Below are 15,605 nucleotides of genomic sequence, written 5' to 3'. Positions count from 1 at the left end.
CAGAAGAGGCGTTCATATTACTTTACTCGTGCTTACATTATTTGTAAGCGTAAGTAGTCATATATTTTGCTGAAGAAGCTACCTTCTTGTATTTCTTCAAGTGTAACTAGCGGATATTGTGCAATATCTTCGCCTTCAAGTTGTAAAAACAGCGTGCCTACTTTAGTGCCTTTAGCTAAAGGTGCTTCAAGCGTATCGTCAAGCTCAAAGTTTGCTTTCAGGTTTTTATGTTGGCCACGAGGGATTGTAATAGGGGTGTCTTCTAAAATACCTAAAGAGACATTCTCTTTGTTACCCATCCAGATGCGTTGCTCTGCAAAACTATCGCCAGCTTTGTAAGGCGTAATTGTTTCAAAAAAGCGGAAACCGTAGTTAAGCAGTTTTTTACTTTCAACTTTACGCGCACGCTCACTTGAAGTACCCATAACTACCGCAATTAAACGCATGTCGTTTTTCGTTGCCGAGGTGACTAAGCTGTAACCCGCATCAGATGTATGGCCTGTTTTAATACCATCAACATCTAAGCTTTCATCCCATAACAACGAGTTACGGTTATATTGCTTTATACCATTGTATGTAAATGACTTTTCTTTATATAGTGCATATTCGTCCGGCACATCTCTGATCAAGGCTGCGCCAAGTGTGGCCATATCGCGTGGCGTTGTGTAGTGCTCGTCTGTATCAAGACCGTGACTATTAATAAAGTGAGTATTTGTCATGCCTATCTTTTCAGCATGGGCATTCATTAAATCTGCAAAGGCACTTTCGCTGCCTGCAATATGCTCAGCCATGGCAACACAGGCATCATTACCTGATTGCACAATAATACCGTGATTAAGTTCATCTACACTTACTTGCTTACCCACTTCAATGAACATTTTAGATGATTCAGGAAAGTTTTTTGCCCACGCTCTTTCACTGATAGTTACCATATCGGTGGGTGCGATATTACCCGCATTTATTTCTGTACCAATTACATAACTAGTCATCATTTTAGTTAAGCTAGCAGGAGCAAGTTTTGTATCAGCTTCACCTTCTGCAATCACTTTACCTGTGGTGAAGTCCACCAAAAAGTAACCTTTAGCATTAACTTGAGGAGGGGCTGGAATAATTTGTGCGGTGGCTGAAAAGACGGCGGCAGAACAGACTAAGCCGCAAACACCAGTAAGAATTTTATGTTTAATAGATTTCATCATACTCATTAATGGTTAAAGTTAAAAATATGCATTCTCCCTATTCTAAAGGGCTTACTGAGTGTAAAGCAAGAACGCGTTTTGAAATTGATTTTGTTTTAATGTTTCTAGTACTTGTTGCGCGTGTTGGGCATCTTTTATCGGCCCTAAGTGCAATCTATAAATACCGTCTTTTTCGACGATATTTGTTGGTAATTTATATTGCTCTCGTAGTGTGTGTGCCAATGCTTCTATGTTGGCTAACGTACTACCTGCAGCTACTTGAACATAGGTTTTTCGTGCATGGGTATCTGCAAGGGTAATCGCTTCAAGCTTAACCTGTGCTGTACCGTATTTATGGTAGCCAAGTTTATAGGCTGCAGCATAAGAAAGATCAATGATTCTATCGTCATGAAAAGGCCCGCGATCGTTAACCCGTACTATAACAGATTGGCCATTGGCTGTATTTGTTACGCGCACAAAACTCGGTAAGGGCAAGGTTTTGTGAGCTGCCGTCATAGCGAACATATCGTAAATTTCGCCGTTAGAGGTGTGATAACCATGAAATTTTCGGCCATACCATGAGGCAATGCCCGTTTCTGAATAACCTGTTTCATCGAGCATAGGGGTATAACGTTTGCCCAACACTTCGTAAGGGCGTGTGGTGCTCGCGCTTTTTATAACTTTAGTGACAATAGCATCTTGCATTTCTAATTCAGTTGGTGCTCGAAGAGGCGCTGCATCATGGCGCATGCTGTAACGGCTATTTGAACTGCTACATGCACTTAAAAAGAGGCTAACGAGTGCAATAATTATAAGTTGTTTATAAAGGCGCATTATTTTAAGAGCATCCTTTTATCTGTGGCAATCGACATAATAATGCCAAATGCAGCCATCAAGGTCACCATTGAGGTGCCGCCATAACTAATTAATGGTAAGGGAACACCTACAACAGGTAATAAACCCGAGACCATACCAATGTTTACAAAAATATAAACGAAAAATGTGAGTGTCAGAGAGCCTGCGAGTAACTTGCCAAAAGCTTCTTGTGCATTAACTGCAATAAATAATCCACGGCCAATGATGAATAAGTACAGGCTAAGTAAAATACACACACCAAATAAACCAAACTCTTCACTCAGTACAGAAAAAATAAAATCGGTATGTCGTTCAGGTAAAAATTCCAGTTGTGATTGTGTGCCTTGCAACCAGCCTTTGCCTTCGATACCGCCTGAGCCAATAGCAATTTTTGATTGAATAATATGATAGCCAGAACCAAGCGGATCGCTCTCAGGATCTAAAAAGGTCAGTACTCTTTGCTTTTGATAATCGTGCATACCATAGTGCCAAAATGGCCACGCTGCCAAAGCAACAACTGAGCTTAAAAAGCCAATTAAACGCCAACTCAAGCCAGATAAAAACAATACAAACACCCCCGAACTGGCAATCAAAATTGAGGTGCCTAAATCGGGCTGTTCCTTAATAAGTAAGGTGGGCAACATTACAATGGCAAAGCCAATAATTAAATGAAGTGGACGCGGTGGTAAGTGGTTACGACCAATGTACCAAGCCACCATCATAGGAACCGCTAATTTCATCAGCTCTGAGGGTTGAAAGCGGGTAATACCTAAATCTAACCAGCGTTGAGCGCCTTTAGAGCTTACACCAAATAGTAGTACTCCAACTAGCATGAGTAACCCTAGGCAATACATGGGAATGACTAAGCGTTTTAACGTAGCGGGGGGGATTTGCGCTAAAACAAACATTCCAATAATTGCACCTGCCATGCGGGTTACATGGCGGATCATCATAGCCGAGTCTTGGCCAGAGGCACTATAAACGATAGTGATGCTGCCAGCCATCATCAGTAATAAAGCAATTAAAAGTGGCAAGTCGATATGCAGGCGTAGCCAAATAGAACGCTTATTATGTAAAGCCGTCATGGTACTTTACTCCCTGAGGATTGAATTGGGTTAGCTGCAAAATAATAATCCATTAATTGACGGGCAATCGGCGCACCTACTGAGCTTCCGCCTCCGGTATTTTCTACCACAATAGACACTACTATTTGTGGGTTGTTGTAGGGGGCAAAACCGACGTAAATGGCGTTATCACGTTGGCGCTCTTTAAGTGCATCGGCGTCGTAACGCTCGCCTTGAGCAATACTGACTACTTGGGCTGTACCGGTTTTACCTGCTGGATCGTAGGTAGCGCCTTTAAACGCACGATGGGCAGTTCCGGTGGTTTTTTTAACGGTGTTATGCATGGCATCAATCGCGATGCGCCAGTTATCTTCATTATTGAGTACAACAGGTGGCTTTTCTTCATTATTGAGCTGAGTAATTTGATCTTCTTTTTTAGCAACTTGCACTAAATGAGGAGGGTGATTTATCCCTCTGTTAACTAAAATATTAGTGGCATTCGCTATTTGAATGGGGGTGGCAGTCCAATAACCTTGGCCAATTCCTACAGAAATAGTATCGCCACGCCACCACGACTCTTTAAAACGATCTTCTTTCCACTCTTTTGAGGGTAAAATAGCGGTTGTTTCTTCATGAATATCAATACCGGATAACTCACCAAAGCCAAAGCGAGCCATAAAGTTACTTATTTTGGTGATCCCCATACGATAGGCTGCGTCATAAAAGTAGGTATCGCATGACTCTTCTATTGCCTTGTAAACATCAACATGGCCATGGCCCCAACGTCGCCAATCTCGCCATCTATGCTCTACGTTTGGTATTTGAAAAAAACCTGGATCCCACATGGTGGTGGTTTCTTGCACTATGTTTTCTTCTAATGCCAAAATAGCCATGTGCGGCTTAATAGTTGATGCGGGTGCATAGCGTCCTTGAGTGGTACGGTTGATCAGTGGACGATCAGGGTTGAGTAGGGCTTTGTAGTCTTTACTGCTAATACCGTGCACAAATAAATTGGGGTCATAACTTGGGTTTGAATAAAGCGCTAAAACGCCGCCATCTTTTGCATCCATTACCACAATAGCGCCGCGCATATCTTTAAGTGCATGTTGGGCTATTTGTTGTAAACCAATGTCGAGAGTAAGTACTAAGTCGTCACCCGGCTGCGGTGGATCCATGTTTAAGGTGCGAATAATACGGCCACGGTTGTTTACTTCAACCCGCTGTGAGCCGACTTGTCCATGTAGTAATGGCTCGTAATACTTTTCGATACCCAGTTTACCAATATCATGCGTGGCTCGGTAGTTTGTGGCTTCATCTTGTTGTTCAAGCTTATTTAATTCTTTTCTATTGAGCTTTGCAACATAGCCTAATGCATGGGTTAAAGTATCGCCAAAGGGATAATATCTCGCTAGGCGCGCTTCAATGCTAAACCCTGGAAATTTATGTTGGTTTACTGAAAACATCGCTACTTCATTTTCATTTAAACGGGCTTTGAGGACTTGGCTTTTAAAACGTCGAGTATGTTTTATATCATCAAGAAAATCAGCTTGTTGTTGCTCGGTTATTTCAATGATTTTGCTGATAGACTTCAAAGAGGCGGTTAAATCATCAACTTCTTCGGGGATCACTTCAAGGTTATAAACGGGCTTATTTTCGGCTAGTAAAACACCGTTGCGGTCGTAGATAAGTCCGCGATTAGGTGCAATAGGGATTACTTTTATGCGGTTGTCATTAGAGCGAGTTTGGTAATCTTGGTGGTCGTCAACTTGAATGGTGTACAAGTTAGACAATAATATGGCTACTAAGGCTAAGATAAAAATAAAACCCACAAATGCACGCCGAGCAAATAAATTAGCTTCTGCTGAGTGGTCGCGAATAGTGGGTCTTCGTTTTAGCATGGCAAGAAACTACTCGCGATGATAAGGGTGGTTGTTATTTAAGCTCCAGCCTCTGTAAAGACTTTCAGCAACAATAATGCGTACCAAAGGGTGTGGGAGCGTTAAATTTGATAACGACCATTTTTGCTCAGAGGCCGCAATACACTCGGGAGCTAAGCCTTCTGGTCCGCCAATCAGTAAACTGACATCGCGACCATCAAGTTGCCACTTTTCCATGTTTTTCGCTAGCTGGTGAGTATCCAGTGCTTTACCGGTTACTTCTAGTGTGACAATACGATTGCCTTTAGGTATGGCGGCTAAGGTTTTTTCACCTTCGATGTGTAAAATACGCTTTATATCTGCGTTTTTGCCACGTTTACCTGCAGGTATTTCGATTAGTTCCAGTGCCATATCTTTGGGAAAGCGGCGCTGATATTCTGCAAAACCTGTTTCTACCCATGCTGGCATTTTTGTACCAACAGCAATCATTTGTATTTTCACGACGTTATTTCCAAGCGTTGTCTAAAATAGGGAGCTATTAGCCCCAAAGCTTTTCTAGATCGTAATAGCTACGTGCTTGATCTTGCATAACGTGAACAATCACATCACCTAAATCAACTAATGCCCATTCGCCATCGCTTTGGCCTTCGTAGCCTAATGGCTCTTCACCAGCGTGACGAGCTTCTTTTGCTAAGTTATCAGCAATTGACAATACATGACGTCTTGATGTGCCTGAACATACAATCATGTAATCGGTTACGTCTGAAGTGCCAGTTACGTCAAGTTGAATCACATCACGTGCTTTCATATCGTCAATTTTGTCTAGTGCAAAAGCGAGTAGTTGTTTCGAATCCAAGGTTTTGTCTCAATTTAAAATTTAATAGCGGTTATTTTAACACGCTGAGGGGTTTATACCAATCACTCTTGATAAAGCTGGTGCTGCTCAATATAGTGACTCACGGTGTCGGGTAATAGTTCACTCTTTTTAATACTTTTTTTAAGAGCTTGACGGATATTACTGGATGCGGCATCCAGTTGCTTACCTTCTAAAAAGTAAAGGTGTCCGCCATTTTTTTCGTTCAGTAGTGAAATATCGTTGCTCATAGCCTGCTGTTTGTAGTTTTTAAGTTCACCTTGTACATCACAGTTTTGACCTGGGCGTTGATACACCACTATATGGCATAGACTCGTTATTGTTTGCCACTGATACCATTTATCAAGGTTGTTGAATGAGTCCATACCAATTAAAAATAAAATAGGGGTATCGGGATTTTCTGCTCTTAGCTCTTGCAAGCTTAATAAAGAATACGACGGGCCGCTGCGTTTTAGTTCTCGTAAATCAAGCTTAAACTGCGAATATGGTTTAATTGCGGTTTTAAGCATTTCAATACGATGCTCGGTGCTGATCCCCGGTGCCGCTTTGTGTGCGGGTATTGCACAGGGCATAAAATAGAGTGAGTGTAATTTAAAGGTCGCAACGCATTGCTGCGCCATATTAAGGTGCCCCAAATGAACAGGATCAAAAGTGCCACCAAAAATTGCAATCATGATATTTTTCCTTTACTGACGGTTAGTATGGCACGGCAGTGGAATATCGAGTGGTTGGCAAAATTTAATACAAATATGTGCTAATGCTTGATAGGGCGCAATCAATACACCTTGTTTGTAGCTTGCATCAAATAATGCCAGTTCACTGCTAATACTTTCAAGGGTGTGAATATTTAGTCTGTTTATCGCTGTTTGTACCGGCACTTGCTGATTTTTCCAAATCGCTTTTTGCTTAAACAGGGTCGCTAATGACTCACCCTGCAGTAACCCTTGTTGTACACCTATTAAGGTATTTAAATCTTTATTGATGGCCCACAAAATACTCACTACTTCAGTGTTATCACTGGCAAGCTTATTTAATACTTTTATTGCTTGTGAAGTATGGCCGTTTAACAGGGCATCACTTAAATCAAAAATATCGAATTTAGATTGGTTTAGTAGCCCTTGCATTACCAGTTGCTGAGTAATGAGAGCGTCACCATGTATTAGCGACAGCTTTTCAAGCTCTTGGAAACAAGCCAGTAAATTGCCTTCAGTGGCATTAATTAAACTGAGCTTAGCCTCGTTTTGTAAATTAAGTGACAAGCGTTGGCACTGTTCATCAAGCCAACGTTTTAAGTGATTACCACTAAGCGGATAGCAGGGTACAAATAACCCTTGCTTATCGAGTGCTTTAAACCACGCACCGCGTTGCACATCTTGGCTTGCTTTGGCGCCTTTAACAATTAAAATGGTGTCAGGGTTTTCAAGCTCAACGACCTTTTTAAAGGTGTTTGCGCCGGGTGTACCAGGTTTTTGCTGGTTTAAATCAAGCTCAATAATCGTACGCGCACTAAACAACGACATACTTTGGTATTGCGCTATGATTTCCTGCCAATCAAAGCCTTGGGCTAAAGTGAATTTAATTACTTCATCAAAGCCTTGCGCTTTTGCGCTGTCGCGTATGAGCTGTACACATTGCGCTTCTTGAAAAGGCTCTTCACCAAAAACCAAATAAAAAGGTTTTAACCCCTTTTTTAATTCGCTAGGCAGCTGATTTGCATAACAACGCATTATAGTTGCGACAACTCTCTAACAATTCGACGACTCGCTTGCTGGCGAATTTCGCTGATCAGCAGTTCAAGCTCTTTTGCTTTAGCTAGTGCGTTGTCAGGATCATCTTGGTAATTACGGTAAAGCTCAAAACGTTTTTCAATGGCTTCTTGTTTTGGGCGTTTTACAACATAACTCACACTGTATGCCAGTTCATATTCAGCTACTTGTCCGTTTTGAAACAACGACAAGGTTTGACGCTCTAGCTGCTCTTTAAATAAATAAAGTTGCGCAGACTGTTTACTCGCAGGGACTAAAGTGACATCGCTCATAGCCAGTTCTGTTTGCAAATAGCTAAACAACGCTGATTTTTGATCATCACCCACCAAGGTTAGCTGTTTTAAATCATTGGGTAGGCTTGATGCTTTTTTAAGGTGAAAGCCACAGCTCGATAACAAAAAACAGACTAGCACTAAGGCTAGTCCGTTTTTAATGGCATTTAAAGTAGCCATATTAGTTAGCTACCACGTTAAGCAATTTACCTGGTACATAAATTACCTTGCGGATTGTTGCACCATCAGTAAATTTAGTGACGTTAGATTCTGCAAACGCGAGTGCTTCTACTTGCTCTTGCGTTGCATCAGCTGCAACCGTTAGTTTTGCACGTAATTTACCGTTTACTTGTACGATGATTAGTTTTTCATCTTCAACTAGGGCAGATTCGTCAACTTTTGGCCATGCTGCATCTAAAATATCACCTTCTTTACCTAGCTCTTGCCATAACTGATGCGATAAATGCGGTGTTATTGGTGCTAGCATAATAAGTAATGCTTCTAATGCCTCGTTAGCAATGGCAACATCTTGAGTGTCGTTTAATGGCGCTTTTAATAACTTATTAGACAGCTCCATGATTGCGGCAATCGCAGTGTTGAATGTTTGACGACGTTCAACATCATCGCTCACTTTTGCAATGGCTTTATGTAGCTCACGGCGAAGTACTTTTTGTGGGTTAGTAAGCGACGATTTATCAAGTGCTTGGAAGCCAACCGTTTTAACATCTACCGCGTATTTCCATACACGTTTTAAGAAACGGTGTGCGCCTTCAACCCCTGAATCTGACCATTCAAGCGTTTGCTCCGGTGGTGCAGTAAACATCATAAATAAACGCACGGTATCTGCACCGTATTGAGCAATTACTTCTTGTGGGTCTATGCCGTTATTTTTCGACTTAGACATTTTACTCATGCCAGATGAGAACACAGGTTCACCATCTTCTTTGTGCCATGCCTTGGTTACACGGCCTTTGTCGTCGGTTTCGGTATTTACATCACTTGGCGAAATCCATACATCGCCGCCTTTTTCATCTTTACGATAAAATGTTTCGGCAAGTACCATACCTTGACAAAGTAAGCGGTCGAATGGCTCGTCTGAATTTACTAAACCAAAGTCACGTAGTAATTTATGGAAAAAGCGCGAGTACAATAAGTGTAAAATTGCGTGCTCAATACCACCAATGTATTGGTTTACTGGTAACCAATAGTTAGCGGCTGCTGGATCTAACATACCCTCGTCATGGCGCGGGCTACAGTAGCGAGCGTAATACCATGATGACTCCATAAAGGTGTCAAAAGTATCAGTTTCATGAGTGGCAGGTACACCATTTACAGTTGTTTTAGCCCATTCTGGGTCAGCTTTAATTGGTGAGGTAACGCCATTCATTACCACATCTTCTGGTAAACGCACTGGTAGCATATCTTCAGTGGCAGCAAGCTCGTTGCCATTCTCATCACTCAGCATTGGAATTGGCGATCCCCAGTAACGCTGACGGCTTACACCCCAATCGCGTAGACGGAAGTTTACTTTACGCTCTCCCACACCTAATGCTTCTAGTTTGTCGGCAACAGCGTTAAAGGCGTTTTCAAAATCAAGGCCATCAAATTCACCTGAGTTTACTAATACCCCTTTTTCGGTGAATGCTTCTTGTGCTAGGTTTACTTCAAGCTCAGAGCCTTCAACTGGCGCAATAACTTGTTTAATATCTAGGCCGTAAGCTGTTGCAAATTCAAAGTCACGTTGGTCGTGCGCAGGTACTGCCATTACCGCACCTGAGCCATAATGCATTAATACAAAGTTAGCAACCCAAATTGGTAGTTGCTCGCCCGTTAATGGGTGAGTGGCGTAAAAGCCTGTTGCAATACCTTTTTTCTCCATGGTTGCCATGTCTGCTTCAGCAACTTTGGTGTTTTTGCATTCTTCAACAAACATTGCAATCGCGTCGCTATTTTTCGCCGCTTCTTGTGCAATAGGGTGGCCACCGGCAACGGCTAGGTATGTTACGCCCATAAATGTATCTGGGCGCGTAGTGTATACGCTAAATTTTTCGTTGTTATCGGTACGCGTAAATTCTATGTCTAAGCCTTCAGAACGACCAATCCAGTTGCGCTGCATGGTTTTAACTTGTTCAGGCCAGTCTTCTAATTTGTCTAAATCATCTAATAGCTCTTGTGCGTAGTCGGTAATTTTAATAAACCACTGTGGAATTTCTTTTTGTTCTACTACCGCACCTGAACGCCAACCGCGGCCGTCGATTACTTGCTCGTTAGCTAATACAGTTTGATCGACCGGATCCCAGTTAACCGTTGACATTTTTTTGTACACTAGGCCTTTTTCGTAAAGCTTAGTGAAAAACCATTGTTCCCATTTGTAATATTCTGGGTGGCAAGTCGCAATCTCGCGATCCCAATCGTAACCAAAACCTAATTGCTTAAGTTGGTTACGCATGTAGTCAATATTTTCGTAAGTCCACTTTGCAGGGGCTGTTTTATTTTTAATAGCCGCGTTTTCTGCAGGTAAACCAAACGCATCCCAACCCATAGGTTGCATTACGTTTTTGCCTTGCAAGCGCTGGAAGCGAGAAACCACGTCACCAATGGTATAGTTACGCACATGACCCATATGCAGTCGACCACTTGGGTAAGGAAACATTGAGAGGCAATAGTACTTTTCTTTGCTCTCATCTTCTGTGGCTTTAAATACTTGGTTTTCTTCCCAGTAGCGTTGGACTTTTGACTCTATGTCTTGTGGGTTATATTGCTCTTGCATTTACGTTTCCAAACTTCTTGCATACTAATAAAAAATTGTCGATAGGATACCCCAAATAAAGCGCTATTCACAGCGCCAAAGCGGCGCTTTTTGTAAATTTGCGAGTAAATTAGTTTTCAGTACAGGTTAACCTATACTTATCTATGATATAGAGTAAATCAGTAGACGTTTTGAAGGAGTATAAAATGGCAGATTACAGAACATGGCTTAGTGATTTAACCGATTGGTTAAAAGATGTGAAAGAGCATGAAGTTAAAGCCGCAGTAAAGCGATTTATTGAATCTGAGCAGGCACTTAAAGATTTAGGTGAAGAAAAATACCAGCTTTATCGTAATTACTTAATGCGTGACATTTCTCACCTACAAGAAAATAATAGCTACTATAATTCGCTTGCATGGCAGGAGCTTAAAGAGTCATTGTGGTTTGAGCTTTCTCATATTGAAGACAAAACACAGCTTGAATGGCAGTCATTAAGTGAAGATTTTAAGCATAATGGTGTTTATCACGCAGGTGAATGGATAGCCATGGGCACATTAGTATGTAAGAATTGCAACCATAGTTATGATGTTTACCATGCAACGCAAATTATTCCTTGCACGCAGTGTGATGGCATCTATTTTAGCCGCCAGGCTTTACAACCCTAAATATAAGTATTGAGTGGCTGTAGGCCACTCAATATGCCCAAATCTAGCAATTAAGCTGGTAAAAAAAGAAGTTAGAATGACGAAAAAACTGCTGCCACTACCCGTATCAAATCTTGCACCGAGTATTTCTTCGAGCCATGTAAACACTTGCATGAGCAATCCATACCCTGAGCAACTTACCTTTATAGGCCAACAACGTGCGCAAAGTGCATTGGACTTCTCTTTAGGAATGGACCTACCCGGTTATAATGTTTACGTAATGGGAGAGGCGGCACACGGGCGTTTTACCTTAGTAAAAGACAAATTAAAACAACACGCTAAAGAGCGCACAACACCGCATGAATGGCTGTATGTTAATAACTACGACGATCACCGTGAGCCTATTGCGTTATTTATGCATGCAGGGCAAAGCAAACAATTAGCCGATGACATTGACTCATTTATTGATGAAGTACTCGACACCTTTCCTGCTGCATTTGATAACCCAGCTTATCAGCGCAAGAAAAAATCGATAGACCGTGAGTTTAACGATGCTTACGACGGCGCCATTACCGCAGTAGAAATAGCCGCGCTTGAGCAAAGTGTGGCACTAATTGAAGAAAAAGGCGTAGTCGGCTTTGCACCGCTGATTGATGGCAAGCAACTTACCGATAATGAATTTTCTGATTTGGAAGATGATTTACGTGAGATGTTTTTTGAGCGTATAGAAAAATTAGAAGATACCCTCATTGAAGCGCTTATTGAGTTGCCGCGCTGGAAACGTGAATCCAAAGAAAAGCTTCGCAACCTTAAAAAGTCTACTGCTGAGCAAGCCACTAAACCATTATTAAAAGATTTAGAACATAAATATGCCAGCCATATTGGTGTACTGCGTTATTTAAAAGATATACGCGTAGAAATTATTGATGCCGTGCTTGAATGGCTTGATGATGAAGGTGAAAGCGAAGAAAACAAAGAAGACTTTGACCGTAAAGGCATGCTTACCGACTTTTTTGCACCTAATATTTTAGTTGAATACAAAGAAGGCGATGCAGCACCGGTTGTGTATGAACCTAATCCAACCTTTGGTAATATTTTTGGCAAAATTGAATACGCCACATCGCAAGGGTCGTTAATTACCAGCTATCGAACAATTCAACCTGGTGCATTGCACCGTGCGAATGGCGGCTATTTAATTATGGATGCTGAAAAAGTAATGGCTCAACCCCAAGTGTGGGATGGACTAAAGCTGTCGCTAAAAACGCATCAAATTAAAAATGACTTACCTTATCAAGACAGTGTAGTTGGAAGTAGCTTTACGCTTCGCCCGCAGTTAATACCGCTTGATGTAAAAATTATTTTACTTGGCTCTCGTGAACTTTATTACACCATCGGTGAATACGACGAGGAATTTGCAGAGTTATTTAGAGTACTTGCCGATTTTGATTATTACTTACCAAGTAGCGATAAGCTGCAGTATCAGTTTATTACTAAAGTCAGTGATTACTGCGAGCAAACATTAAAGTGCACGTTAAACGAAGCCGCAATGGTGCGATTACTTAAATTTAGTTATCGCCAAGCAGAGCACCATAATAAGTTATCAGCACGTTTTGCTGATGTGTTAGAGCTTGTGGCTGAGGCCAGTTTTTACGCTAAGCAAGACAAGCTAACGGTGATTGATGCACGCCATATTGACGAAGCCATACAAGGCAAGCAGTACCGTACGGGGCAAATTAGCGAAAACATGCTCAGCGATATAAAGGAAGGGCATACTTTAATAGCTACTGAAGGCCAAGCCGTAGGTAAAGTAAATGGTTTGACTGTACTGCACATTGGTGACACCTCATTTGGCACACCTGCACGTATTACTGCTACCGTTTATGCGGGCGCTGACGGCGTAATTGATGTGGAACGCGAAGCTGAGCTGGGTAAAGCAATTCACTCAAAAGGGGTAATGTTGCTTACCGGTTATTTAGGTAACAAATACGCGCAACACTTTAGCTTAACACTCAGTGCGAATATCGCTATTGAACAAAGTTATGGTTACATAGATGGTGATAGCGCCTCTCTTGCTGAACTTTGTGCGCTAATTTCGGCCATTACGAGCTTACCTATCAGTCAGTCTATTGCACTAACTGGTTCAATTAACCAACATGGTGATGTGCAGGCCATTGGTGGTGTAAACGAGAAAATAGAAGGCTTCTTTAAGCTATGTAAAATGCGCGGCTTAACGGGTGAGCAAGGGGTTATTATTCCTAAATCGAACCAAGTTAATTTGGTGCTTGATGACGAAATACTCAATGCCGTTGAGTTAGGTAAGTTTAATATTTATGCTGTGGAAACCGTTGACCAAGCACTAAACTTATTAATGGATATCGAAGCGGGTGATATGGTTGATGAACACTACCCAGAAGATTCGGTTAATGGCGTTGCATTAGCGCGATTAAAAGACATTGCTGATATTGTTAATGGCGATAACAGCGACGAAAAAGACCACGACTCAGAAGATGAAAAAGGGGAGTTATGATCAATATAATTTTACTGATTGTTATCGCTATTTTTTGCGTTTTAATTTTTAAAAACAGTAAAAAAGCCAAGCAGCAAGCAATCGCAAACGCACAGATTGAAAGTGATTATTTAATTGCCAATGTAAAAACTGAAGGCGTAAATGAAACCGCATCTGGCTTGCAATATAAAATAATCCATAAAGGACAGAGCGAAAATACACCTAGCCCAACGAGTATGGTTAAAGTGCATTATCATGGCACTTTAATCGACGGCACTGTATTTGACAGCTCAGTGGAGCGCAAAACTCCGATTAGCTTTGGTTTGCACCAAGTTATAAAAGGTTGGACAGAAGGCCTACAACTGATGAGCCCAGGCGATAAATTTCAGTTTTATATACCGCATCAGCTCGCCTATGGTGAAAAGCGAGTAGGGAGTATTCCTCCTGCATCATTGCTTATTTTTGAAGTGGAATTACTGGCTATTGAGTCGTAATTTTAAAGAAAAAAAACACTTTAAGCCTTACCTTAATCAAGTAGGGCTTTTTATTTGCCTCATTAGCCAATTCTACTCAAGTATTTAAAATATCAGTCGATACCTAAAATAGTGACAAATTTATTTTAGGGATAAAATAATGAAGATTTCAACCGCCTCAATTCAATATCAAGCATCTAATTATAACAATCAGGCTTTAGTAGAAACAGAGCCGCAACCTAAAGATGATGAATCACAAGAACAACCTGACTATGTTTTATCAGAGTTTTTAGATGCGAAGGTTCAAAAATACAGCGAAGATAACGCAACATTTGCTGAGCAATATCAAAATTTAGAAAAGGCATATAAATATTTCACCCAGCAAGTGGTTGCATTACAAGAACAAGTAAATAAGCTTAAGCAGAGTACGGTACAACGGAGTTTAACCATTGATAATAGCCAATATGGGCCAGCTGAAGAGGTCTATCAGTTGACTATGGATGCTGAGCATATGGGAGCTAAAAAGTATAAAACCGAGCAACAACAAGAAGAGATAAATAGATTGGAGCTGCAACTTAGTGAGGTAAAGTCTCAGCAGGCAGCAATAAAACAACAAATTATTGAGCTAGTAATCAACGAAATGAAAAGGCGAGGCGACGACTTCACTGTTTAACCTTGTAATGTACGCAGAGAAGTTAGTTTTTAAACTCAATTTTTTCTACCTCAAACCTAAATTCCCCCGCCTGCTTACCAGCAATCATAAAGCCAAGCTGCTTTATCTCTTTGAAGCTAATTGTAGGCTGTTGTTCAAGTAAACGGCCGCGAAAAGTAAGCTGAAAATCTTCAGGTAAAAACTCAATATTAAGCCACTCACTTTTCGTGGTACTGAACGAATGTGTATAAGCCGCCCCATCCATGTACTCATTAGTTCTTAAACGTAATTGGTAGGTTTGACCATCGCCCTTAACACGCAGCACTATTTTAGTAATGTTTTGGTTTTTTACATCTAATAGCGTACGGATAGAAGCAAACCCTCCATTGTTTGCAAGCGATACGTTGCCTGTAAACACTAAATTGCCGTCATTTTGTAAAACCTGACTATTAGAAATGCCACCCATCACCGAATCATTAACCACATACCAGCGAGCATTGGCGTTTGCCTCGGTGGTGGCAAACAGTAAGTTAAACACAAAAAGTGATGAGAGTTGTTTGGCGGTCATGAGTAATTCCTTAAAACCATTATTAACAATAATACGTTTTGATGTAATAATTGTTCACATAATTATTTTAATACTGGGATAAGGCAATCCTTAATTAAAATATCAGCTAAATTAAAGATGTCATAGAGCA

General features: G+C 41.1%; 15 protein-coding genes. 4 read left to right on the top strand and 11 right to left on the bottom strand.

Annotated elements, in window-relative coordinates; translation table 11 throughout:
• Window positions 1-32: 32 nt before the first annotated feature.
• The 10 genes from ACNSN2_RS09535 to leuS form a co-directional block, all read right to left on the bottom strand.
• Window positions 33-1,193 (bottom strand): serine hydrolase, encoded by a 1,161-nt coding sequence (locus tag ACNSN2_RS09535; protein WP_054202495.1) that lies wholly within the window; start codon window positions 1,191-1,193, stop codon window positions 33-35.
• 54 nt (window positions 1,194-1,247) lie between these two features.
• The gene (locus tag ACNSN2_RS09530; RefSeq protein WP_054202452.1) at window positions 1,248-2,009 is read right to left on the bottom strand and encodes a septal ring lytic transglycosylase RlpA family protein; all 762 of its coding nucleotides are present in this window, start codon (window positions 2,007-2,009) and stop codon (window positions 1,248-1,250) included.
• The gene (gene rodA / locus ACNSN2_RS09525; RefSeq protein WP_010388283.1) at window positions 2,009-3,115 is read right to left on the bottom strand and encodes a rod shape-determining protein RodA; all 1,107 of its coding nucleotides are present in this window, start codon (window positions 3,113-3,115) and stop codon (window positions 2,009-2,011) included. Before rodA ends, ACNSN2_RS09530 begins: the two co-directional genes overlap by 1 nt.
• Window positions 3,112-4,992 carry a penicillin-binding protein 2 gene (gene mrdA / locus ACNSN2_RS09520; protein ID WP_010388286.1) on the bottom strand — a complete coding sequence of 627 codons (1,881 nt, stop codon included), beginning with the start codon at window positions 4,990-4,992 and terminating at the stop codon, window positions 3,112-3,114. Before mrdA ends, rodA begins: the two co-directional genes overlap by 4 nt.
• 9 nt (window positions 4,993-5,001) lie before the next feature.
• A complete protein-coding gene (rlmH, locus tag ACNSN2_RS09515; protein ID WP_002958522.1) occupies window positions 5,002-5,472 on the bottom strand; it encodes a 23S rRNA (pseudouridine(1915)-N(3))-methyltransferase RlmH in 471 nt (156 codons plus the stop codon).
• A gap of 37 nt (window positions 5,473-5,509) precedes the next feature.
• The gene (rsfS, locus tag ACNSN2_RS09510) at window positions 5,510-5,827 is read right to left on the bottom strand and encodes a ribosome silencing factor (protein WP_010388304.1); all 318 of its coding nucleotides are present in this window, start codon (window positions 5,825-5,827) and stop codon (window positions 5,510-5,512) included.
• A gap of 62 nt (window positions 5,828-5,889) precedes the next feature.
• Window positions 5,890-6,519, bottom strand: a complete 630-nt coding sequence (gene nadD, locus ACNSN2_RS09505; RefSeq protein WP_054202454.1) for a nicotinate-nucleotide adenylyltransferase — start codon at window positions 6,517-6,519, stop codon at window positions 5,890-5,892.
• Window positions 6,520-6,531: 12 nt separating this feature from the next.
• Complete coding sequence (gene holA / locus ACNSN2_RS09500) at window positions 6,532-7,572, bottom strand: DNA polymerase III subunit delta (RefSeq protein WP_055012799.1); 1,041 nt, start codon at window positions 7,570-7,572, stop codon at window positions 6,532-6,534.
• Window positions 7,572-8,063: an LPS assembly lipoprotein LptE gene (gene lptE, locus ACNSN2_RS09495; RefSeq protein ID WP_010388311.1), complete on the bottom strand. Its 492-nt coding sequence runs from the start codon at window positions 8,061-8,063 to the stop codon at window positions 7,572-7,574. Before lptE ends, holA begins: the two co-directional genes overlap by 1 nt.
• 1 nt (window position 8,064) lies before the next feature.
• Entirely contained in the window at window positions 8,065-10,653 is a 2,589-nt protein-coding gene (gene leuS, locus ACNSN2_RS09490) for a leucine--tRNA ligase (RefSeq protein ID WP_075169587.1), read from the bottom strand.
• A 185-nt stretch (window positions 10,654-10,838) separates the two neighbouring features.
• Between leuS and ACNSN2_RS09485 the strand changes: the two genes are divergently transcribed.
• The 4 genes from ACNSN2_RS09485 (at window position 10,839) to ACNSN2_RS09470 (ending at window position 14,928) form a co-directional block, all read left to right on the top strand.
• A complete protein-coding gene (locus tag ACNSN2_RS09485; protein WP_010388317.1) occupies window positions 10,839-11,297 on the top strand; it encodes a zinc ribbon-containing protein in 459 nt (152 codons plus the stop codon).
• Between the two features lie 76 nt (window positions 11,298-11,373).
• Window positions 11,374-13,803: a Lon protease family protein gene (locus ACNSN2_RS09480; RefSeq protein WP_418607147.1), complete on the top strand. Its 2,430-nt coding sequence runs from the start codon at window positions 11,374-11,376 to the stop codon at window positions 13,801-13,803.
• Entirely contained in the window at window positions 13,800-14,276 is a 477-nt protein-coding gene (locus ACNSN2_RS09475) for an FKBP-type peptidyl-prolyl cis-trans isomerase (protein WP_418607145.1), read from the top strand. The genes ACNSN2_RS09480 and ACNSN2_RS09475 overlap by 4 nt, the downstream gene beginning before the upstream one ends.
• Before the next feature lie 139 nt (window positions 14,277-14,415).
• A complete protein-coding gene (locus ACNSN2_RS09470) occupies window positions 14,416-14,928 on the top strand; it encodes a hypothetical protein (RefSeq protein ID WP_054202459.1) in 513 nt (170 codons plus the stop codon).
• 22 nt (window positions 14,929-14,950) lie between these two features.
• On the opposite strand, the gene ACNSN2_RS09465 is transcribed toward ACNSN2_RS09470, so the two are convergent.
• Window positions 14,951-15,475 carry a CIA30 family protein gene (locus tag ACNSN2_RS09465; RefSeq protein ID WP_054202460.1) on the bottom strand — a complete coding sequence of 175 codons (525 nt, stop codon included), beginning with the start codon at window positions 15,473-15,475 and terminating at the stop codon, window positions 14,951-14,953.
• Between the last annotated feature and the right edge of the window lie 130 nt (window positions 15,476-15,605).

This window comes from Pseudoalteromonas sp. US3C1013, from assembly GCF_048401115.1.
GTDB lineage: Bacteria > Pseudomonadota > Gammaproteobacteria > Enterobacterales > Alteromonadaceae > Pseudoalteromonas > Pseudoalteromonas undina.
This window is presented reverse-complemented; position numbering and strand designations above follow the sequence as displayed.